Genomic DNA, 20579 nt, shown 5'->3' on the forward strand with positions numbered 1-20579 from the left:
CGGGGCTTTTTTTATTTTATTGTAACAAATTTATCAACGAATTTTTGTCTGTTCTCTTTGTTGAAGTGGGGATCACTTATCTTCTCACGCCATATTTCATTTGAAGTAAGAGTACTGAAGTCTACGTTATAAAAGCTTTCTACGGCTCCCTTAGTCAAATCCACAGAGTACGTTTTCCCATCATAGGGTATGGTCATATTAATCGTTTCTGTTCCTGGGAATTGCTTAAATAGTCGGCTCGTTTCTTGCATAAGTAGCTTATTGATCTGATCTCCAGTAGCGAAATAATCTACATAATCCTCATTTTTAATACCAGAATTCGGGTTGGCATCTTTGTATTCTTTGAAATTTTTGAAGAAAATCACGCTTATACTATCCGTACCAACTTTGACCTCTTTGATAAAGGTTTTTCCTGTAAGGTTCGCTATGTATGCCAGCACCTCATCCTTTGACAAAGGCACTTTATCAGCGGCTATTGCTTGAGTAGGTGCTGTGGTTGGTTGGAGAGTGGGTTTAATCGATGGTGCTTCAGTAGGAATAGTAGTTGGTTCTGGCGTGGCCTCGACTACAGCGGGCTGAGCCTCTTCGGTAGCTAATGGATCTGCCTGATCTGTAGGATCATCATTTTCAGTTGTCAGTCCTATGATACCACCAACGACAATAACAATTACCCAAAATACCCACTGCTTATAGAATGGTTTCTTCATGGTGTTCCCCCTAAATGATATTTTACAAAATAGTTATTCTTTTTCATAGCTAAAACCTAGATAATCTTCTGGGGCTAACATTTATTCGCAGGCTATTCCGTCACCATCTCGATCAAGTTTTCTAGAGTATCCAGGTTCTCCAGCATAAATCGGTGCAGCACCGGCTGCTCTCACGGCAGAACAGTTCTTATAGTAAACATCTTGAACTGGTTCCGGGGTTGCTTTTGGTTTCGGTTTTTTAGTAGGTGTAGGTTTTTGGGTTTTGGCTGGAACAGGTTTTTTAGTGGCGGTAGGCTTCGGTGTAGCTGTGGGTTTAGGTGATGGTTTAACTATTGCAGTTGGCTGGGCAGTAGCCTTAGCTACAACAGCATCATCAAAACCCTTGTCAGTAGCATAATCTTCAATACTCCAAATTCCCAGTTTTGCAGCTTGGGCTTTCTTCTGGATCACCCGGAATTGTTCTACATATTTAACGTCCGGTTGATAAACAGCGACCCGTGCAAGACCTTTCTCAAGTAACATTTCATTGACCATCTTATTATCAAGATAGGCATAGGCCAGGATACGACCGTACTGGTCACGTTCGGATACATCCATTTCAAGCTTTACTGTTTTTCCGGTAAGCAACTTGGTTGTAAACTCACTTGCCTCTAATCCAAAAGGTTGTACAGGTTTACTCGGATGTTTTGTCTCGGGAGTATCAATGAGAATAAGACGGACCTTTTCAGACTTTCCGTCTAATCTGACTGTGAAAGTATCACCATCAGTAACTGCGGTGACCTTTGCTTCTTCTATATATTTTGTTCCTGTTGACATGCTGGCGAGTTCAGAGTTTTTTTGAGTTGTTTCTGCCACGGGCTCTATATTTGGTTCGGATTTAAGTACGAAAGTGTCCAGGACTTCAGTGTTACTTGAACTATGTTTACTGATTTTTTGTTCAAAAGGAGAATCTTTAGGGATTACCAGAACAAACAAAGTTATGAATAAGAAAAAAAGGATTGAAGAATATTTAGTGATTGTTTTCCGGTTTCTATTCGCTAAGTTTCCCCAGCGAATTATAATTGTTGGTTTGAGCATGCCAATACACCAACAAATAAATACAGTAAGTGCTAGAAGAAAAAAGTTCATTCCTACGGCATCTCGTAAAGACATGCCTGTAAAAATAGTGATTTCTAATAAAGCCATGATGCCGATAATAATCAAAGTCTTTTTTGATTTAAACACAAGTGTTCCCCCTTAGTATTCCTACTTAGGAACTATCGGTAATATACAATGATATGTAAATACTGTAATAGAGGAATTTTTCATTGGGCAACAGAATCCCATCAGTGATTAACCAAGGCAATTATCTTCAAACGTCTATGATCAACGTGTGAACACAAAGACATCCAGCCCGATTCGGCTGCCTTCGATAATCATCCTCCGGTATACACTCTTCTCTTCGAGCTGCTTGGCGTCGTTCAGATACAGAGTGAGGATGCCTAGGACGGGCTCTGGCACAGGAGTTCACCTCCTTGCGGGAGAATGGCGGGATCAACTGCGCTCCCTGGGGAACGCAAGAGCAGAGTGGACTTGCCTGTAGGGCCGGTAACCAGGTCAACAGCTGCAAGGCCGATGTTGAAGCACATCTTGAGGCTGGCTGCATTGTCGCAGGCGACATGGCATTCCAGCTGACCAAGGCGCTCCAGCTGTGCAGCAAGCAGGGCTGTGCCCGTATGTCTATTCCGGTACAGGGGATGGACGGCGACTACACAGGCCTCCTTGCCGAAGCCGGACACGAAGCTGACGCCTGCGAGCTGGCGGCCGTTCTGACCCCGCACCGTGGCAACGAGCAGGGAGACCCCCGGCAGGGCGAGCTGATCCGGTGTCAGCCGGGCCAGCCTCCTGCACCCGCGAAGGGTAATCCGCTGCTCCCCATACTCCCTCAGGAACTCAAGCAATCCGGTTCGCCTGGATTCCCACTGTACGGGATTGCTATCGTAGAGTGAGGATATCTGCATGGTGTCACTTCCTTTGACGGATAATGGATTATTTGGATTGGCGGGACAGATGATTGCCGTATTGGAAAATGCGTTCGAGCGACAGCTTGCGGATTGCCGGCTCATCGAATTTCATCGGGCGGGAATTGGCTTCAAAGAACCAGACTCCGCCTTCTTCATCGACCCCGAGGTCCATCGACATCTCGCCCAGCATGCTGGAGGAAGCCCGCTCAATCTGCCGGGCAACCAGCAGCGCCGTCGTAGAGACATTCTTCAGGATAACCTCTGCCTGCTCGGGCCCGAAGGTTCCCTCCAGCATGCTGGAGGGGTCTTCGATGCTGCCGCCGCGCGGCACATGGGTGGTGATGCTGCGGGCTCCGGCCAGCCGGGCGCCGATGCCGGTTACCGCCCAGGCGCCCCGGCCGTTCTTCTGCAACAGCACCCGCAGATCGAAGGGACGGCCGCGGTGTCCGGCAAGCACGATCGCTTGCTGGACAATATAGCGGGAAGACCCTTTTTCCCGGCCGATCCGGGCCCACAGCCGTTCGACAGACGCGGCTTTGTAGGTTGTGTTTTTTTTGCCGCTCTGAATCTGCAGCCGGTAGGGAAGGAGAGTGTCCGGCCGGTATCCCAGCCGCATGATGCCTTTGCCCGCCTTGCCCTTCTCCGGCTTGAGATAGAGGCTCTCGTGATTCTTCAGCATCGCGGTAAGGGTCGCTGCGCTGCGCAGGCGGCGGGTCTTAGGCACATGCCTTGAGGTGGCCTTGGATTCCTTGAGCCACTCGAAGAGATTCCACTTATTGAAGAAGCTCGGATTGTACAGCGAGATTTCGGGATGCTCCAGGCACTCGGCGATTTTGCGCGCTACCGGTGCTTTCTCCTCCTCCTCGCGGTTGGGAATCCGGTTATAGATGACCTGCGGCAGAGGAACAGGAATGGCGTACCAGATCTTCCCGCTGGCGGAAGGAATGTAGCCGGTCACGGTCGGTTCATTCAGCTTCAGGTCACGGACTGTGACGACATAGACCATATAGCCCATTTCTCTGCCGGTACGGATAATGTCGCGAAAGTTATTGCGGTTGCCGCGGAACTGCTTAAGCCGGTCACTGGTGGTCAGAATGGCGATTACGGGCTTGCTGGGATCGGGTATCCGGCTGTTCACAAGTCATCCCTCCTGCGGAATTTGCTGAGATACAGACAATGCTCCAGGATGTGCTCAATGGAAGCTTTGCCCTCAGCGCGCAGGGAGGGGTGGCGGAAGATAGAGCGTCCCGGTTTGGCATTGGCCTCGAACATCCAGATATCCTCATCCTGGTCAATGCCGAGATCGAACCCGATCTCGCCGAGCAGATGGCGGTGCTGGATCTCGAGGGATTCTGCGAGCTTGACGGCAGTGGTCTTGGCGCGCTGGAGCACTTCATCTGATCTGGCCCCGAACACCCGGCCGAGGGCCTGCTGCGGGGTCAGTAGCGCTCCGCCGTTCTTCAGATGGGTGGTGACACTGCCCCGTCCGGCTTTTTTGGCACCGATCCCGACCACGACCCATTGATTGCTGCCGTTCTTGTGCATGTGGAAGCGGAAATCTATCGGGCAGTTGTCAATCTCAATAAGGCGGATGCCCTGCTGGACCACATAGTTCTGCATGCTCTGCCCGTGGCGTCCCCGCAGCATACGCATCAGGCTGTCGAAGCTGGTGAAGCGCAGCAGCACGTTCTTGCCACTCCTGCGGTACCGGGCGAAATACCCTTTCTTCGGCAGATAGGTCAGGCGGTAGATGCCGTGTCCCAGGCTGCCGGCGGAAGGTTTGTAATAGACGAAGTGGTGACGGTCCAGCATATCCCGCATTTGTTCGGAGCTGGGGTTACTGTGCGTTTCAGGCACGAAGCGGTTCGCTGCCCCGTCATTCTCCAGCAGCCGGTAGACATCCGATTTGTTAAAGAAGCTCCAGTTGAAGTACGGAATCTTCTTACGTCCGAAGCGCTCGCGCAACTGGTTAATGTAAGGTGAGGTCTCGGCTCTGCGGCTGGGCAAGCGGTTATAGACGACATCCGGCAGGGGCACCAGCTTGCGCTCGAAGCGGCCGCTTGCCGTCAGGAAATATCCGTTGACCTGCTCCTGCTGCCAGTCGATATCCCGCGGCATGAAGGCGAAGATGTAGCATTTATTGCTCCCTTCGCGCAGCAGCTGCTTGATGAAGCCGGTGCGGGAGCCGAAGGGCTGCGCAGCGGAGGCGGGTCCGTCTGAGAGCACACCGACCAGCGGTCCGATCTGCACCTCGTCATTCTGCAGATTGCGCAGGTAGACCCCGCCTGACTTCGGGACCTTGATGGCGCTTTTGACCCCGGAGGCCAGGAAGAGATGCTTGCCGGCACGCTTGATCGGCTTGATCGTGGCCGGGATGGCATCTTTTCCGAGGCGCAGGCGGATATTTTTCTTGCCGGATAATTTCAGGCTTCTCATCAGTTCACCCGAGACATATACTACTCGATCAGGCTGCTTGGTGAAATGTACATTGCAAAAAGTGAGACCCATTTATGAATCCTCCTTTGGAACCATAGATATCATTCTCCCGTGTGAACGGAGCTGCCCGGGAGGCAGCTTGTAATGGCTGCTTGCGGTAAGCAGCAGATGGCGCGCATAGCGCAGCGGGTTCTCGGCGGCGAGTCTAGCAGCCCGGCGGTCGCCCGTCAGCCGGAACACCGTGCGCCCTGGCTTGGAATTGGCTTCCAGCAGATAGATTCTCCCTCCGGCATCGATGCCAAAATCCAGGCCCAGCTCTCCGAGTCTGCCGCAGGATTCTTCCAGCAGCGGAGGCAGGAGCGCAGACGCCATGGTCAGCTCCTCCAGCAGGTCTCTTCCTCCCGCGCCGTATTCGTCCAGCAGGAAGGGGAGGGCGGGAACGGCTGTGCCTCCGCCGTGCAGATTGGAGGTCAGTGATCCCCGGGTGCCGAGCCGGACGGCCATGCCGGTCAGGGTCCAGGCACCGGTGCCGTTCTTCTGCATCAGCACACGTACATCGAACGGCTGTCCTCCGCTGCCGGTGAGATGCAGGTATGGCTGTATGATATAGCGGTGCTGGCCGATGAAGCGGCCGATCCAGTCCAGACCTTCGTCCAGCGTACCGAAAACATATTGAAAAGGTTTGTTATCCCGGTCTCTGCCCCGTACCTTCACTCCGCCGCCTTCGCGTCTGCCGAGCAGAACAGCGTGCAGGGTGCGCTTGCCGTGGGAGCCGGTCCGGGGCTTCAAGAAAACGCCGTATTCCCTTTCAGCTAACATATTGCCAAGCGCTTCGCGGCTGCTGTATAGCTCAGTCTCCGGCAGCAGGGCGGCGGCAGCGGAGCTGCGCCGCAGAATCTCGTAGACTCCCCATTTATCAGGAAGCCCGCGGGACCAGGGCAGACAGCGGGTCAATACAGACAGGGCAGCGGCGGCTGCCCGTTTCTCCTCCGGTGTCCGGTAGAAGCAGCGGTTATAGAGAATGTCGGGCGGAGGAGCCTGCACAGGCTCCCATTGTCCGTTCTGCCACTCATATCCGCGGATAGAGGAGCCGTCTGCAGCTACACTCTCCGGATGAAAAACAAGGACCTTCAGCCCATACAGCGGGGCCGCACGGCAGAGATGACTGCAGAACTCCGGCTCTGCGATGGGAGGAATCCCGTGGCGGCGGCCTGTCATAATGCCAAGGAACCCCATTGCTGTTGTGGTCATGATGTCCTCCTTATAACCCGGCCAGATAGCGGCAGTATAGAATCATTTGTTTGACTGAGGGTCTGATTTTCTGGTCATTCAGGGGTGTATTGTCGTTCTTGGACGGCTTGGAGTTGACCTCCAGCAGCCAGATCCGGCCCGATTGGTCAAGTGCGAGGTCGATGCCGAGCTCCCCGAAATGGGCGGGAATGTAGGTCTCAACCCCTCTTGCAATGGCCAGCGCTGCTCTGGGCAGCTGAATCTGGGTGCTTTCTTTGACACCGGCCGGAAGACTGCTTTTGCCGACGGCCTCCTTGACCGTACTGAGCGTACCGCCGCGGGCAAGATTGGAGACGAAATGATTACTTCCGGCGGTCCGGGCCACAATGGAGGTGACGCCCCATTTGCCGGTGCCGTTCTTCTGCACCAATGCCCGGAAATCGACCGGCCGCCGTCCAAGCTCCATCAGGGAGAGACCCTGCTGGATCTGAAAGCGGGTGGTTTTCATCTTGGGGGCAATGGATTGAAATAGCTTCGCCAGACTGGAATAGCTCTGCTTGCGTGTGCCCATCGGAGTGGTAGACAGCAGCCGGTAGCCGCCGCCTTCCTCCTTGGAAATGCGCAGAATGCCCTTGCCCAAGCTGCCGCGTACCGGCTTCAGGAACACGCTGGGGTAGCTGCTGCACATTTTTTTGAGTATGGCGAAGCCGTTCAGGGCATGCGATTCGGGCAAGTACCGCTGCAGGGCGGGGTCCAGCGCCAGCGCCTCGAATACCTCTGTCTTGTCTAGGAACTTTTCGTTGAAGAAGTGGGTTCCGTAGCGGGATTTTACATCTGCCAAAAAATGCTGTACGCTAGGTTTATTCTCTACCTTTCGCGTGGTCAGCCGATTGTTGATCACATCGGCAACAGGAAGACTCAGCTTCCGCCAGCCCTCATCGTATACCCAGCCCTGGATGGTAGTGCTGCGTGATTCCAGCGCTTCCGGGGTGAAGAAATAGACATAGGCGCCTTGGGCGTGGCAGGCATGGGTCAGCTCCCGGCAGAACATGGTGATCTGGCCGAAGACTCGTTCAGGCTGTTCGGGATGGTCCCGGCTCACCAGGACGCCAATCATCGGCCCCAGACGCAGAATGCGGCTGCCGGTGCTGTAGGAAGCGTTAAGCGTCAAGCGCTGTCTTAAGCCAAGCCGCCGGCCGAGCGCCTCACTTACACGCAGGCTGTCGGATTTGGGGACAGGAATTACAGTAACCTCCTGCCGGAAAGAGCCGAAGTTCAGCTGAATGGTTCCGTGCGCCGGTATTTTGAGCCTCTTCATGGATTTGTCGCCTAGCATTACAGCATTTTCCTGCAGGATGCCCGAGTGGACCGTTTGAACCGGGATCTTTAGCTTAGACATCGTGAATCTCCTTCCGGTAGGCAAGCATGGTGCCGGCAATATGAATCTTGAGGGTTACATATCATTCATCATATGGAGACATCTGACCCTTGGTGATTGACCTATTCCCGAAAAAGCCGTGCCGGGCGGATTAATATCGCCGGCAGCCAGGGGGCTGGCAGGCGCATCCGGACCGGAGGGCGGGAGCACAGAAGGAAGTAGGCATGCCCGGGCGGAACTTGCACGACTGCCAAATTTGGGCGCGGACAGCCCCCGGGGCTGCCTGCTGGACAGGCATAGACCGCTGCCTGCTGAACGGGCGGGGCTTTTGAAGCGAAGCAGAGACGAACATCATTTGGAGGAGGAAATAGAATGAACGTGATTGATAAGGCGCATGAATTAGCGCGTGCTATTAAGGACAGCAGTGAGGTATCGGATATTACCAGTGCAATGAAGGTGATCGAAGCAGATCCGGAGAGCAAGCAGATGCTCGACAACTTCCGCCAGAGCCAGATTGAGCTGCAGCAGCGGATGATGAGCGGGGACATGCCTCCGCAGGAGGACATGGAGAAGATGGAGAAGCTCTTCGAGGTGCTTAACCTGAACCTGGGCATCCGCCGTCTGTTCGACGCAGAGCGCCGCCTTAGTGTGGTCATCGAAGATGTGAACAAAATCATCACAGACAGCCTGTCCCAAATGTACGGCGCTCAATAAGCACCTGCACCGCATCGGGGATGTGTTCTGATACAGGAAAAGGGTGATTTCAGGGCCATACGGCTCTGGAATCCCCCTTTTTTTAGTGTGCCGCTCCATAATTACTGCGAGCTACATTCCGTTAATCCTGCTTGCCCTCTACCAGACACAGCAGAATAGTAGCGGCCATCCCGAGTCGGCGGTCCAGCTTGCCATGGGTGTCCTTTGAGAAATCGGCAGTGATTTTGGTGACAAACGGGTTGAAGTTGTACCGGAACGCAGGAATCACCATTCCTCCGATCTCTAAGTTATATTTCAGCGGAAGGATGGCAACCGCACGGCGCAGTAAGGCGAGGAAGGCGTTATCCTCCTTAATGGTGCCGATCTCGTTATCCTGCGTGTCCAGGATGGCCCATTCGTCCTTGATGAGGGATTTCAGGCCTTTGCGGCGGAGTGCGCCCACTGTTTCTCCGGTCTCCATATCATACACATCATAGGTTGAGCTGATATCAAGAATCTTGCGCGCTTTGATCCGCAGCAGCTCCCTCCCCATCGTCTCGTCGGGGTACAGCGTAATGTCCTCTCTCAGCCGGAACGCTTTCATTTCCGAGAACAGCAGCAGCTCCCCTGAATCACCCAAGATATGTAGCTTTCCGCCCAGCGCAGAGAAAATTTTTTTGCGGGCGATGTAACGGGTCTGGTTATAAATGGGATTCAAGGTCATTCCCTCCTTTGCGATATATCATCTCATACCCGAGCCATGCAGGATAGAAACTGCTAACAAGGCGCTAACATCCTTCTGAAAAATTACGCAGCTTGTCTCATATTTCTGGCCGCAGGTTCATAGAATAGAGATATAGATTCATTTTAACAATCCTGTTGAGCGAAGGAGCGGTCCTGCAATGAGAAAGAAAAGTAAATTCAAGCATTCCGTGTATCTGCTGATTGCCCTGGCCATGCTGTTATACGCGCTGCCGAAGCTGTCTTTCCAGAATGGCTCCGGCTGGGTGCTGGGCTTCGGTATCGTCTGGTGTGTCTTCGCGTTCCTGGTCATTGCCTCGCATCTGCATTTCATTATCGGAGTGGATGAAGAGAAGCAGAAGCGCCTGGATGCCGTCCGTAAGGCCAAGCTGGCTCAGTGGCAGGGCAAGTGGAACGAAGAAGGCCGGGTGTCGCAGAGATCATAGTTCAGGAATAGAGTTAGCTGTGTAAAAAAAGTACCCCCTGTTTGCCGTTGCGGCGGACCGGGGGTTACCTGTGCGTGTCTCTCCTGCCGGGAGTAAGTACCCGGTGTTATATATATATTCCCGGCTGTCATAACTTTTGAAAGATACAGTGTAACCTGCTGTACTCCGGTGCGGACAGCATGTATAATGGGTACAGAATAGTACAGATCGGGGTATGGGGGTGTAACAGTTGGAAGGTCAAGGCGATAACATCACAAAGCATGAACAACTGCTGCAGCACATTGAAAGTCTGAAGGTGGGGACCAAGATCTCCGTCCGTAAGCTGGCGAAGGAGATGGGGGTCAGCGAAGGCACGGCTTACCGTGCGGTGAAGGAAGCGGAGAACCTCGGAATTGTTATCACCAAGGAACGGATTGGCACGGTCCGGGTGGAGAAGAAGCCGCGTAATATTTCCGAGCAGCTCACCTTCGGGGATGTCGTAGATATTGTTGAGGGGCATGTGCTTGGCGGAGCAGAGGGTCTGAACAAGCATCTTCATAAATATGTGATCGGTGCGATGAAGGTCGATGCCATGATCCGCTACATAGATGCCGACAGCCTGCTGATCGTCGGGAACCGCGATGATGTGCACTCGCTTGCGCTGGAGCAGGGGGCCGGGGTGCTTGTAACGGGGGGCTTCGGCACCAGCCGTGAGGTTAAGGCGCTGGCCGATGAGCTGGACCTGCCGGTCATCTCGTCCAGACATGATACATTTACAGTGGCTTCGATGATTAACCGTGCGATCTTTGACCGGCTGATCAAGAAGAAGATTATGCTGGTCGAGGATATCGTGGAGGGCAAGCTGCGGCTGAACACGCTCAAAATCTCCAGCACCGTAGGAGAGCTGCGCGAACTGGCGCAGGCCAGCGGCGAGCAGCGGTTCCCGGTCACGGATGAGTGGAACCGGGTCATCGGGATAATAGGCCGGCGTGATGTGGAGGATCTCAGCGAAGGGCAAATTATTGAAAAGGCGATGGTGCGCAGTCCGGTCACCGCGGCACTCCAGACCTCGCTGGCTTCGGCGGCACAGATTATGATGTGGGAGGGGATCGATTTTCTGCCCATTGTGGACCGCAACCGCAAGCTGGTAGGATCGGTCACCCGGCGTGAAGTACTGCAGAGCCTGCGCGACGCCAGCAATCAGCCGCAGCTGGGAGAGACGTTCGATCATCTGATCTGGAACGGGTTCGCGGATGAGCGGGATGAGGAGGGCAGGCTGTTCTTCCACGGCTTCATTACCCCGCAGATGGCGACCGATCTGGGAACGATCTCGGAAGGGGTTCTGTCCACCCTAATGACTCTGTCCGCCTTCAAAGCAGCCAAGGACATCACCGGGAACGACTACGTACTGGACAATATGTCCACCTATTTCATCCGTCCGGTACAGATTGAGCATTCCATCACCGTCATGCCGAAGCTGCTGGAGATCAGCCGCCGCACCTGCAAGCTGGAGATCGAGATCAGCTATATGGATACCATTGTAGCCAAGGCTGTTCTGATGCTGCAGTCGATTGACCATGGGTAACGGGAATAGCGAGTGACGATGAACGAAGATTCATTTTCGGCAAAATATTAAATAGACCAGGGCTGTCCTGCAGGCGATCAGGAGGGGCAACTGGTCTATTTGTGCTGGCGGCGGCTGAACCCTCAGCTTCCGCTGCGCATCCGGCTATAGTAACTGAAGCTGCGCAGTCCGGAGAAGATATTGAACAGGCCCAGCAGCAGAAAAGCAGCCTCAATGACCACATTAAGCGTCGAGCCGCGGAAGATGAACATCGACATTAATGAAAGCGTGACCAGCATTCCGCCCAGCAGCATATTCATGATCGAGCGTCTGGTGCCTTGGATAAGCGGGTCGGCAGTTCTGCGGGAAGAGATGCTATACGCGGCGGCGCATACCATGAAGATAACCAGCAGGGCAAACAGCAGATACTTAATGAACATAATCATGAACGGCAGCTCCTTTGTGGAAGACCCGTCAGTCAGCATGGCCTCAGCCGGGCACTCTGTATCCTGTGATTGTGATTTGTCCACTATTGTATCATGATTTGCGGCTCAGCTGCGCTTATACGGACTGATTTCCACCCAGATTTGCAGCACGCCCTCCATCACCAGCATGGTGCGGATTTTGACGGTGTATTCCTTCTCGCGGGCCAGATAGATTTTGCTGTCCAGCAAGAGGCGCGCCAGCTTGCCGTCGGAATCGATATCGAACATGCTGCGCCCGCGCAGCGGCTCCAGATCGCCCGCCAGCTTGCTGAGGACCTCCTTGGCTGTCACCGGGTCCAGTGCCGCCGCACTGTCCTTGACCTTGCTGCTCTCGGTACGCACCTTAATCTCACGGATGACGGTGGAGGTGTTGTTGTATTTTTTGAGCGTCAGAATGTCTTTCCGGTTCTGTTCAATCTCCAGCCTTAGGGCCTGGTTATTGACCCAGAGCATGTTATAGCCCATATGATAAATGGTGTTGTACAGAGCGGCTCCTACAATCATCCCCAGCACAAACACAGCAGCAATCTGCGAGAAACGGCGGTAGCGGTCAAACGGCGGAAGTCGCATGTCTCTTTTCACCCCTTCGCTTCTACTTGCCGCATACCCACTTGACCAGCTCGCTGCCCATATGAGCGCCCAGGAAGGCGAACACCAGATAGAGAATCTGCTTGATCGCCGGAGAGAGATTGCCTCCCAGCATATTGCTCTCAATGACCCGCATCGGGTCGATGGTTCCGCCTACGGCGGCAGCGAGGGCCCATATCTTAATCCGGTCTGCGATTTCCAGCATGGTGTCGGTTGGCGGCTGAAGAGAGACGACGGCTCCGATTCCGCCCAGCATCGCTCCGCCCAGCACTATACCGAACGCGATGAAGAAGTCGAGGACGGCCTTGCTTAAGAAAATATCCATGAAAAGCTCCTTCCTTAGATCAGGCGGCGGCCTGCTTTTGCCTGTCCATATGCTCTTAATCCATTCTATGGGCGGTTCCCCCTCTAATATGATAAAATAGTTTCATCTTATGTTTTGATTTGGAGCTGAAGGGAAGTGGGGAATATGAGCCCATTCGTGCATTTGCATGTGCACAGCGAATACAGTTTACTGGACGGGGCGGCGCGCATTACAGATCTCGTGCGCCGGGCCGGCGAATACGGCATGACATCGCTGGCGCTGACAGATCATGGTGTGATGTACGGGGCCATCCCTTTCTATAAAGCCTGCCAGGCGCAGGGAATCAAGCCGATTATCGGCTGTGAGGCTTATTTGACCGCAGGCTCGCGCCGTGAGCGGGGAAGCCGCAAGGATCAGCCGATTTATCACCTGATTCTGCTGGCGAAGAATATGACCGGCTACCAGAATCTGATGAAGCTGATCTCCATCGGCCATCTGGAGGGCCAGCATTATAAGCCGCGTATCGATATGGAGGCGCTGGCAGCCTATGCCGAGGGCATTATCTGTCTAAGTGCCTGTCTGGGCGGTGAAGTGCCGCAGCATCTGCTGCACGGCCGGGAGGAGGAGGCGCGCAAGGCGGCGCTGCGGTATAAGGAGATTTTTGGAAGCGACTTCTATCTGGAACTGCAGGATCACGGGATTGCCGAGCAGAAGCGGGTGAATCCGCAGCTGATTGCGCTTGCTGAAGAGCTGGACATTCCACTGGTAGCAACCAATGATGTCCACTATATGGACAAGGAGGATGCCGAGGTTCAGGATGTGCTGATCTGCATCGGCACAGGCAAATCCGTGGACGATGAGGACCGGCTGAAGATCGGGACAGACCAGCTGTTCTTCAAAAGCGGGGAGCAGATGGCTGCGCTGTTTCCGCATGTGCCGCAGGCGATAGAGAACACGCAGCGGATCGCTGAAGCGTGCAATCTGGAGCTGACGTTCGGCAATCATATTCTCCCGGAATTCTCGCCTCTGCCGGAAGGGCTGGATGCCGCTGCTTATCTGCGCGAGCTGTGCCGCAGCGGGCTGGAGCAGCGCTATGCGGATACTCCGCTCTGGGAATCGCCGGAGCAGAAGGAGACGGCTGAGAAGCGGCTCGACTATGAGCTGGGAGTTATTGAGAGCATGGGGTTCAGCGATTACTTCCTGATCGTGTGGGATTTTATCGCTTTTTGTCACCGCAGCGGTATTGTTACCGGTCCGGGCCGCGGTTCCTCCGCAGGAAGTCTCACCGCGTACACGCTGAAGATTACCGATGTGGACCCGCTGAAATATAATCTGCTGTTCGAGCGGTTCCTGAACCCTGAGCGGATCACGATGCCCGATATTGATATCGACTTCAGCGACGAACGCCGCGATGAGGTCATTGCCTATGTGGTAGACAAGTATGGCAAGGAGCATGTAGCGCAGATCATCACCTTCGGTACGATGGCGGCGAGGGCTGCTGTCCGTGATGTGGGCCGGGCGCTGAATCTGCCGTATAACGAGGTGGACAAGGCGGCGAAGCTGATTCCGGGCCAGCTCGGCATCAGCATCAGCCGGGCGCTGGAGGGCACGCCTGAGCTTAAGGCGCTGTATGAGACGAATCCGAAGACCAGAGTGCTGCTGGATACGGCGATGAAGGTGGAGGGCATGCCGCGCCATGCTTCGACGCATGCGGCTGGCGTAGTCATCTCCAAGGGTCCGCTGACCGATGCTGTTCCGCTCCAGGCGGGCAATGAGAGCACGGCGCTCACCCAGTACTCCATGGAGCATCTGGAGAGCGTTGGGCTGCTTAAGATGGACTTCCTCGGCCTGCGGACCTTGTCGATTATTGAACGCTGCATGAAATGGGTGAAGGAGATGACCGGGAGCGTGCCGGATTTCCGCATCATCCCGGATCACGATCCGCTCACCTATGAGATGCTGGGAGCAGGCGAGACCACCGGCGTATTCCAGCTGGAATCTGCAGGCGTGCGGCGGGTGCTGAAGGATCTGAAGCCGAGCGGGTTCGAGGATATTGTCTCGGTGGTGGCGCTGTACCGCCCGGGTCCGATGGAATTCATCCCGAAATTCATCGGGGGCAAGCATGGGGAGTTCGAGGTTGTCTATCCGCATGCGGATTTGCAGCCGATTCTGGCCGATACGTACGGCATTATTGTCTACCAGGAGCAGATTATGCAGATTGCCTCGCTGATGGCGGGCTTCTCGCTGGGCGAAGCGGACCTGCTCCGCCGTGCGGTGTCCAAGAAGAAGCGGGAGACACTAGACCAGGAGCGCAGCCACTTCGTGGAGGGCAGTCTGAAGCAGGGCTACAGCGAAGCGGATGCCCATGCGGTCTATGATATGATCGTGCGGTTCGCCAACTACGGCTTCCCGCGCGCGCATGCTGCCGCTTACGGGGTGCTGGCCTTCCAGACCGCTTATCTCAAGGCGCATTATCCGGTGCAGTTCATGGCCGCTATGCTGACTGCTGTGATGGGGAGCCACCGCAAGGTGGCGGAATATGTCCTGGAATGCCGCCGGTCCGGGATTGGCGTCCTGCCGCCGGATGTCAACGAGAGCGGGGTGCTGTTCACTCCGGTACCCGGCGAAGGGCGCGGACACATCCGCTTCGGGCTGGCTGCGGTGAAGAATGTCGGCACACAGGCTGTGGAGAACATTATGGCCGTCCGTAAGGAGCGGCCGTTCGACAGCCTGCTCGATTTCTGCCGCCGGGTCGATCTGCGGGTCTGCAACAAACGCGTGATCGAATCCCTGCTGCAGACCGGCGCCTTCGATGCGCTGCCTGGACACCGGGCGCAGCTGCTGGCGATGCTGGATGAGACGGTGGATGCGGCAGCCAAATGGCGCAAGGAGCGCGATGAGCTGCAGATCCAGCTGTTCGATGACCTGATCGAGACGCCGAACTGGGAGATCCGCTACCCCGATATTCCGAGGTTCAGCGGAACCCAGCAGCTGGAGCTGGAGCGTGAGCTGCTCGGGCTCTATCTCTCCGGCCATCCGCTGGATGACCATGCGGGGCTGCTTGAGGAGCCGGGGATACAGAAGCTGATGGATCTTGGCGAAGCAGCGGATGAGAGCATGACCGTGACGGCCGGTATGGTCGTGTCGCTGAAGGAGATCACGACCAAAGCTGGTAAGGCGATGGCTTTTGTGGAATGGGAAGACCAGATCGAGCGCTGCGAGGTCGTACTCTTCCCGGAGGTGTGGAAACGCACCCGCGCCCTGATTGAGAAGGGCGCATTGCTGGCCCTGCGCGCCAAGGTGCAGCAGGAGGACGAGGGCTTCAAGCTGCTGGCCGAGGAGGTAGCTCCGCTCACCTCGGACAGCGTGCGCGGCCTGCTGCAGCGCCGCAGCGCCGGGTCCCGGCCCGCCTACGGCGCGGGCCGCAGTGCCCCCGCAGGAGCGCCTGCGGCCGCTCCTGCAGCCCGCACGGGCGCCGGTGGCCCCGGCGCCCGGCCCGGCGGTGCAGCTGGCGGCGCCGCTGCACCGGGCACGCGCACACCGGCGGCACAGCCGCCCGGTGCGCGCGCTTCCGCGGCCGCTGCGCAGGCCGCGCCCAAGGCCACGGCCGCGTCCGACGCGCGGCCGGGCAGCCCTGCCCCGCTGCGCACGGGGCAGGACCCAGCCGCTGAGCGCTTCGCAGGCTCAGCGCCCGGCGCCCAGCGTGTCTTCATCAAGATCACGCCGGGCGCTGAGCTGAAGGGTCTGCTGCCGCGCCTCCAGGCGCTGCTGCAGACCCATCCGGGACCCGCAGCGACGCTGCTGTTCTACGAGCGCAACCAGAAGGTGCTTGCGCTGAGCGACAGCTACCGGATCGAGCCCTCGGAGGAGCTGTTCGCCGCCATTGAAGAGATGCTGGGTGCCGGAACCGTCCGCCTCCGATAGGAGCAGCCCGTCTAGCCTGGTGCAGCGTCAGATTTTAATTTGAATGGGTTGGATTAGTAAAACGATACCACCTACAATTGTGTTCGGTTTTTGGCATACATTGCGCCTGATTACCTTCACGCCATCGAAATGTGTTCGGTTTTTGACATACATTCTGCTCGATTACCATCACGCCATCGAAATGTATTCGGTTTTTCGCATACAAAGGGCCTGATTACCTTCACTCTTTTAGTCGTTCAAGCCTCATCATGCCGACCCGCTATTTCTAATCTGATGCGCTACTAGAACCTCATCGGATTTAAATTAGTGGAGCAGAAACAATTCCCCTTCAATTTACATCTTTTCCATGCGAGGTTTGTTCTTTAGGGGCGTTTGGCTTAGCGTAACGGACTGAGGTGCTCTTATGCGGGAAGGAAGTCGTCATTTGGGCGATTAACGGACCGTAAGGACCTTATCCCCTGCAATTCAGCTCCAAAACGTCTCGCAGAAAGATGATAAGGTCGTCTGAGTCCGTTACCCTGCATAGGGGGGCGTTATCGTGGGAATAAGGTCTCTTCGGTCCGTTAGATTTTTGGGGGTGATAGGGTTTCGTTTGTACAACTAAATCCGCCCGAATAGGTAAGAACCCGCATATAGAGGCTGTTTAATTGTATCAATTGCAGCTAAATGGATGGTCGGCAGTAAATCAAGCGATTTATTTGTACGGAATGCAATTGAGCATACCCAGCGCCATAATCGCGCCATGGCAAACCCTCAGCATGGCAGCTGGTTAAAGAGTTTCTAACCAGTTAATTCTGATGCTGCACAAATGCATCTTTTACGGGCATCCGCTGAGATACACTGATTTTTTTAGCACATTTGTCCCCTCTTCCGCATACATTAGGGAACCAATAGAGTGAAGTTATGAATCTGTCAGGCTTCACTCTCAAGTTCAGCTAAATCATAGCGGGGCATTGCCCCGTGCGGAAGGGGAATGACATCATGTCCTATCAAATGGCGGAGGAGCTGCTGGAGCGCCGGGGAGTATCACTGGACTCGATCGCGGAGATCGTCTATATCCTGCAATCGGTCTATTATCCCAGCTTAACGCAGGAGGAGTGCCTGAGCAGCGTCAAGTCGGTCCTGAACAAAAGAGAGGTCCAGTATACGCTAATGACCGGGATTGCGCTGGATGAGTTGGCTGAGAAGAAGCTGCTGCCCCAGCCGTTTCAGGCGGTAATGGAAGCGGATGAATCGCTCTACGGGGCGGACGAGACGCTGGCGCTGGGCATCACGAGCGTGTATGGAATGATCGGCCTGACCAGCTTCGGCTACCTGGATAAAATAAAGCTTGGAATTATCGGCAAATTGAATGATGATAAGGGGAGCATTCATGTATTTCTGGATGATCTTGTGGCCGGAATTGCGGCTGCTGCTTCAGCCCGCATCGCCCACGGGCATGAGGGTGCGAAGGTATATCCCCATGTGACCGGGACCGAATAACGGCTGCTCCTGATGCGCTGCGACCGGCCTCCCGGGCCTGAATCCTTCCTGCCGGGTTTGCTTGCGGGAAAAAAGAAAACTGTGTTATCATAATTTCATTATATTCAGGATACGGCTGGATTCGAGATTAGGGAGGCCTTGCAGGGCATGTGGACGGTAATCTATATAGCGCCGACCGCCAAAGTGGCGGAGATGATCCAGAGGAAGCTTACGGAAGAAGGATTTCTGATTAAATGCCGTCCCATCAATATGTCCAAGCAGCAGTTTGAGATTCTGGTTCCTTCGGGAGAGCTTGAAGAAGTGCAGGAGGTCCTCAATCTGATCCTGCATCCCTGAAGAGTATGGCGTAGAGATTCAAGAGCATTCATGACAGCGGCAAGCTGCTATTTACGCAAATAAACGGCTGAAGAGGTGCGACCCTTGTTCAAAGATTTATTTCAGAAAAAACGGAAGTACGCGACTATTCCTTCAGAACGTCTGGAGCGAAGCGGCGGACCGGCAGAAGGCGAGCGCCCTAAGCGGGAGATTCCCGAAGGTCTAATGAGCAAGTGCGCCAAATGCGGAACGATCCAGTACAGCAAGGAACTGGAGAAGAATTTGAAAGTATGCCCGTCCTGCGGCTATCATATGCGCCTGAATGCTACCGAACGGATTGCAATGATTCTTGATCCGGAAGGGTTCATTGAGTTCGACAGCGAGATGGCGTCCATTGATCCTCTGAAGTTCCCCGGCTATGCCTCCAAGCTGGAGCAGCAGCAGTCCAAAACCGGACAGGTTGAGGCTGTAATCACCGGCCAGGGCAGCATCGGCGGACATCCGGTGATTGTAGCCGTGATGAACTTTGAGTTCTTCACCGGCAGCATGGGATCTGTGGTTGGTGAGAAAATTACAAGAGCGGTGGAAGAAGCGACAGAGCGGAAACTGCCGATGCTGATCTTCTCCACTTCCGGCGGGGCCAGAATGCAGGAAAGCATTCTCAGTCTCATGCAGATGGCGAAGACCAGTGCCGCGCTGGCCCGGTTCAGTGAAGCAGGCGGGCTGTATATCTCCGTCATTACTGATCCGACCACCGGCGGGGTATCGGCGAGCTTTGCCAGCCTGGGCGACATTATTATTGCCGAGCCCGGAGCGGTATTCGGCTTTGCCGGACGGATTGTCATCGAGCAGACGATCCGCCAGAAGCTGCCGGAGGATTTCCAGACGGCAGAGTTCAATCTGCAGCACGGTCAGCTGGATCTGGTCGTGCACCGTAAGGAAATGCGCTCCACGCTCACGAAGCTGCTGGAGCTGCATGATGTGAAAGGGGGATTTTAGGTTGGCAGGAGAGTTGCCTTTTGAAATGCCTCTGGTAGAAATGCGCAAAAAAATCGCCGAACTCAAACAGTTCGGTGAAGAGAAGGGCATTGATTTCAGCGATGAGGTAGCCCGGCTTGAGGAGCGCTACAGCGAGCTGGAGAATGAGATCTATTCCAATATATCCCCGGCCCAGAAGATGCATCTGGCCCGGCATCACGTACGCCCGACCTCGCTGGATCTGATCGGGCTTATCTTCACGGACTTTATCGAGCTGCATGGTGACCGCCTGTACGGTGACGATCTTGCGGTAGTCGGCGGAATCGCCAAGCTGAACGGCCGGCCTGTGACCGTTATCGGGCAGCAGCGCGGCAAGGATACGAAGGAGAATATTCTGCGCTTCTTCGGCAGCGCCCATCCGGAGGGCTTCCGCAAGTCGCTGAGGCTGATGAAGCAGGCGGAGAAGTTCGGCCGTCCGATCATCACCTTTGTCGATACCAAGGGGGCTTACCCCGGCAATACCGCAGAGGAACGCGGACAATCGGAAGCGATTGCCCGTAATTTGTTCGAGATGTCCCAGTTGACCGTGCCGGTCATCTGCGTGATCATCGGCGAAGGCGGCAGCGGCGGAGCTTTAGCGATGGCCGTGGGCAACCGCGTGCTGATGCTGGAGAATGCAATCTATTCAGCGATCTCCCCTAACGGTGCAGCGTCGATTCTGTGGAAGGATGCCACCAAGGCGGAGCAGGCCGCGGAGGCCATGAAGATTACGGCCACCGATCTGCTGGAAATGGAAGTCATCGAGGAGATTATTGCCGAGCCCAGAGGCGGTGCGCACCGGGATTACGAAGCTGCGGCGGAGGCGGTTAAGGACACAGTCTGGCGTCACCTGCAGGAGTTGTCCGGCATGGATGCAGCTGCGCTGAAGGAAGACCGTTACCTGAAATTCCGCAAAATCGGCGAGTTTTCCGAGTCGGTGCTGGAGCAGGATTCCGATCAGGATGAAGTGCAGATTGTGGAGTAAGCGGGGGCTATTCTCCGGGGGATGAGCCCCATGGCTGGTACCGCCGGGTTTGCACTTTTTAACATATTCCAGCTTATTCCAGACCGCGGACGGGACAAGACCTGTTATACAATAATTCCCATTCTAATCATCCTGTGCTTGCTGCGGGATGATTTTTCTTTTATCGGCCATCCTATATTATTCGACTTTAATTTACAGCAAAAACAGGCACTAACATTGATTTTGTGTTCAACATGCAGTAATATTCATAAGGGCGCAATAAAACGTGCATGTCTTTACATGTGATAAAGTTCCTATACAAA

At 55.0% G+C, this 20579-nt stretch carries 19 protein-coding genes and 1 pseudogene; 8 read left to right on the top strand and 12 right to left on the bottom strand.

Annotated elements, in window-relative coordinates; translation table 11 throughout:
• Positions 1–11: 11 nt before the first annotated feature.
• The 8 genes and pseudogenes from NSS83_RS30260 to NSS83_RS30295 all read right to left on the bottom strand — a co-directional run bounded on the left by NSS83_RS30260 (position 12) and on the right by NSS83_RS30295 (position 7775).
• Positions 12–707 carry a hypothetical protein gene (locus tag NSS83_RS30260; protein ID WP_341347145.1) on the bottom strand — a complete coding sequence of 232 codons (696 nt, stop codon included), beginning with the start codon at positions 705–707 and terminating at the stop codon, positions 12–14.
• Positions 708–788: 81 nt separating this feature from the next.
• Positions 789–1931, bottom strand: coding sequence for a thermonuclease family protein (locus NSS83_RS30265; protein ID WP_341347146.1), 1143 nt, complete (start codon positions 1929–1931; stop codon positions 789–791).
• Positions 1932–2078: 147 nt separating this feature from the next.
• Positions 2079–2207 (bottom strand): annotated as a pseudogene (locus NSS83_RS30270) (YheC/YheD family protein); the annotation flags it as partial.
• On the bottom strand, positions 2189–2707 hold the full coding sequence (locus NSS83_RS30275; protein WP_341187945.1) for an N-acetyltransferase: 519 nt from the start codon (positions 2705–2707) through the stop codon (positions 2189–2191). The pseudogene NSS83_RS30270 and the gene NSS83_RS30275, both read right to left, overlap by 19 nt.
• 28 nt (positions 2708–2735) lie before the next feature.
• Positions 2736–3848 carry a YheC/YheD family protein gene (locus NSS83_RS30280; protein WP_341187946.1) on the bottom strand — a complete coding sequence of 371 codons (1113 nt, stop codon included), beginning with the start codon at positions 3846–3848 and terminating at the stop codon, positions 2736–2738.
• Positions 3845–5218 (bottom strand): YheC/YheD family protein, encoded by a 1374-nt coding sequence (locus NSS83_RS30285; protein WP_341187947.1) that lies wholly within the window; start codon positions 5216–5218, stop codon positions 3845–3847. The genes NSS83_RS30280 and NSS83_RS30285 overlap by 4 nt, the downstream gene beginning before the upstream one ends.
• A complete protein-coding gene (locus tag NSS83_RS30290; RefSeq protein WP_341347147.1) occupies positions 5219–6397 on the bottom strand; it encodes a YheC/YheD family protein in 1179 nt (392 codons plus the stop codon).
• 10 nt (positions 6398–6407) lie between these two features.
• Positions 6408–7775, bottom strand: coding sequence for a YheC/YheD family protein (locus tag NSS83_RS30295; protein ID WP_341187949.1), 1368 nt, complete (start codon positions 7773–7775; stop codon positions 6408–6410).
• Between the two features lie 351 nt (positions 7776–8126).
• Between NSS83_RS30295 and NSS83_RS30300 the strand changes: the two genes are divergently transcribed.
• Positions 8127–8468: a YlbF family regulator gene (locus tag NSS83_RS30300; RefSeq protein ID WP_036691219.1), complete on the top strand. Its 342-nt coding sequence runs from the start codon at positions 8127–8129 to the stop codon at positions 8466–8468.
• Between the two features lie 121 nt (positions 8469–8589).
• Here the strand turns inward: NSS83_RS30300 and NSS83_RS30305 are convergent, their stop codons facing one another.
• On the bottom strand, positions 8590–9171 hold the full coding sequence (locus tag NSS83_RS30305) for a hypothetical protein (protein WP_341187950.1): 582 nt from the start codon (positions 9169–9171) through the stop codon (positions 8590–8592).
• A 178-nt stretch (positions 9172–9349) separates the two neighbouring features.
• Here NSS83_RS30305 and NSS83_RS30310 point away from each other — a divergent pair, with 178 nt between their 5' ends.
• Together NSS83_RS30310 and NSS83_RS30315 are read left to right on the top strand one after the other, a co-directional pair.
• Positions 9350–9634, top strand: a complete 285-nt coding sequence (locus NSS83_RS30310; protein WP_340755146.1) for a hypothetical protein — start codon at positions 9350–9352, stop codon at positions 9632–9634.
• A gap of 229 nt (positions 9635–9863) precedes the next feature.
• The gene (locus NSS83_RS30315) at positions 9864–11198 is read left to right on the top strand and encodes a DRTGG domain-containing protein (RefSeq protein WP_341187951.1); all 1335 of its coding nucleotides are present in this window, start codon (positions 9864–9866) and stop codon (positions 11196–11198) included.
• Between the two features lie 122 nt (positions 11199–11320).
• Here NSS83_RS30315 and NSS83_RS30320 read toward each other — a convergent pair whose 3' ends face one another.
• The 3 genes from NSS83_RS30320 to NSS83_RS30330 form a co-directional block, all read right to left on the bottom strand.
• Complete coding sequence (locus NSS83_RS30320) at positions 11321–11623, bottom strand: YtpI family protein (protein ID WP_076082940.1); 303 nt, start codon at positions 11621–11623, stop codon at positions 11321–11323.
• A 105-nt stretch (positions 11624–11728) separates the two neighbouring features.
• On the bottom strand, positions 11729–12232 hold the full coding sequence (locus NSS83_RS30325) for a hypothetical protein (protein ID WP_341187953.1): 504 nt from the start codon (positions 12230–12232) through the stop codon (positions 11729–11731).
• 22 nt (positions 12233–12254) lie between these two features.
• Entirely contained in the window at positions 12255–12575 is a 321-nt protein-coding gene (locus NSS83_RS30330) for a YtrH family sporulation protein (RefSeq protein WP_209993411.1), read from the bottom strand.
• A gap of 144 nt (positions 12576–12719) precedes the next feature.
• On the opposite strand from NSS83_RS30330, the gene NSS83_RS30335 reads away from it, so the two are divergent.
• The 5 genes from NSS83_RS30335 (at position 12720) to NSS83_RS30355 (ending at position 20277) form a co-directional block, all read left to right on the top strand.
• Positions 12720–16478, top strand: a complete 3759-nt coding sequence (locus NSS83_RS30335) for a DNA polymerase III subunit alpha (RefSeq protein ID WP_341187954.1) — start codon at positions 12720–12722, stop codon at positions 16476–16478.
• Between the two features lie 981 nt (positions 16479–17459).
• Positions 17460–17960, top strand: a complete 501-nt coding sequence (locus NSS83_RS30340) for a phosphatidylglycerophosphatase A (RefSeq protein ID WP_036700686.1) — start codon at positions 17460–17462, stop codon at positions 17958–17960.
• Between the two features lie 147 nt (positions 17961–18107).
• Positions 18108–18296: a hypothetical protein gene (locus tag NSS83_RS30345; protein WP_036700684.1), complete on the top strand. Its 189-nt coding sequence runs from the start codon at positions 18108–18110 to the stop codon at positions 18294–18296.
• Between the two features lie 84 nt (positions 18297–18380).
• Positions 18381–19274 (top strand): acetyl-CoA carboxylase, carboxyltransferase subunit beta, encoded by an 894-nt coding sequence (gene accD, locus NSS83_RS30350; protein ID WP_341187955.1) that lies wholly within the window; start codon positions 18381–18383, stop codon positions 19272–19274.
• 1 nt (position 19275) lies between these two features.
• On the top strand, positions 19276–20277 hold the full coding sequence (locus tag NSS83_RS30355) for an acetyl-CoA carboxylase carboxyltransferase subunit alpha (protein WP_341187956.1): 1002 nt from the start codon (positions 19276–19278) through the stop codon (positions 20275–20277).
• The last annotated feature ends 302 nt before the right edge of the window (positions 20278–20579 follow it).

The organism is Paenibacillus sp. FSL H3-0469 (assembly GCF_038051945.1).
Classification (GTDB): Bacteria; Bacillota; Bacilli; order Paenibacillales; family Paenibacillaceae; genus Paenibacillus_AQ.

Excerpts from the sequence above, each read along its gene's own strand:
- NSS83_RS30345 (WP_036700684.1), top strand. The coding sequence starts at position 18,108 with ATGTGGACGGTAATCTATATAGCGCCGACCGCCAAAGTGGCGGAGATG.
- NSS83_RS30260 (WP_341347145.1), bottom strand. The coding sequence starts at position 707 with ATGAAGAAACCATTCTATAAGCAGTGGGTATTTTGGGTAATTGTTATT.
- NSS83_RS30305 (WP_341187950.1), bottom strand. The coding sequence starts at position 9,171 with ATGACCTTGAATCCCATTTATAACCAGACCCGTTACATCGCCCGCAAA.
- NSS83_RS30290 (WP_341347147.1), bottom strand. The coding sequence starts at position 6,397 with ATGACCACAACAGCAATGGGGTTCCTTGGCATTATGACAGGCCGCCGC.
- NSS83_RS30300 (WP_036691219.1), top strand. The coding sequence starts at position 8,127 with ATGAACGTGATTGATAAGGCGCATGAATTAGCGCGTGCTATTAAGGAC.
- NSS83_RS30340 (WP_036700686.1), top strand. The coding sequence starts at position 17,460 with ATGTCCTATCAAATGGCGGAGGAGCTGCTGGAGCGCCGGGGAGTATCA.
- NSS83_RS30325 (WP_341187953.1), bottom strand. The coding sequence starts at position 12,232 with ATGCGACTTCCGCCGTTTGACCGCTACCGCCGTTTCTCGCAGATTGCT.
- NSS83_RS30310 (WP_340755146.1), top strand. The coding sequence starts at position 9,350 with ATGAGAAAGAAAAGTAAATTCAAGCATTCCGTGTATCTGCTGATTGCC.
- NSS83_RS30330 (WP_209993411.1), bottom strand. The coding sequence starts at position 12,575 with ATGGATATTTTCTTAAGCAAGGCCGTCCTCGACTTCTTCATCGCGTTC.
- NSS83_RS30295 (WP_341187949.1), bottom strand. The coding sequence starts at position 7,775 with ATGTCTAAGCTAAAGATCCCGGTTCAAACGGTCCACTCGGGCATCCTG.
- NSS83_RS30335 (WP_341187954.1), top strand. The coding sequence starts at position 12,720 with ATGAGCCCATTCGTGCATTTGCATGTGCACAGCGAATACAGTTTACTG.
- NSS83_RS30285 (WP_341187947.1), bottom strand. The coding sequence starts at position 5,218 with ATGGGTCTCACTTTTTGCAATGTACATTTCACCAAGCAGCCTGATCGA.
- NSS83_RS30320 (WP_076082940.1), bottom strand. The coding sequence starts at position 11,623 with ATGATTATGTTCATTAAGTATCTGCTGTTTGCCCTGCTGGTTATCTTC.
- NSS83_RS30275 (WP_341187945.1), bottom strand. The coding sequence starts at position 2,707 with ATGCAGATATCCTCACTCTACGATAGCAATCCCGTACAGTGGGAATCC.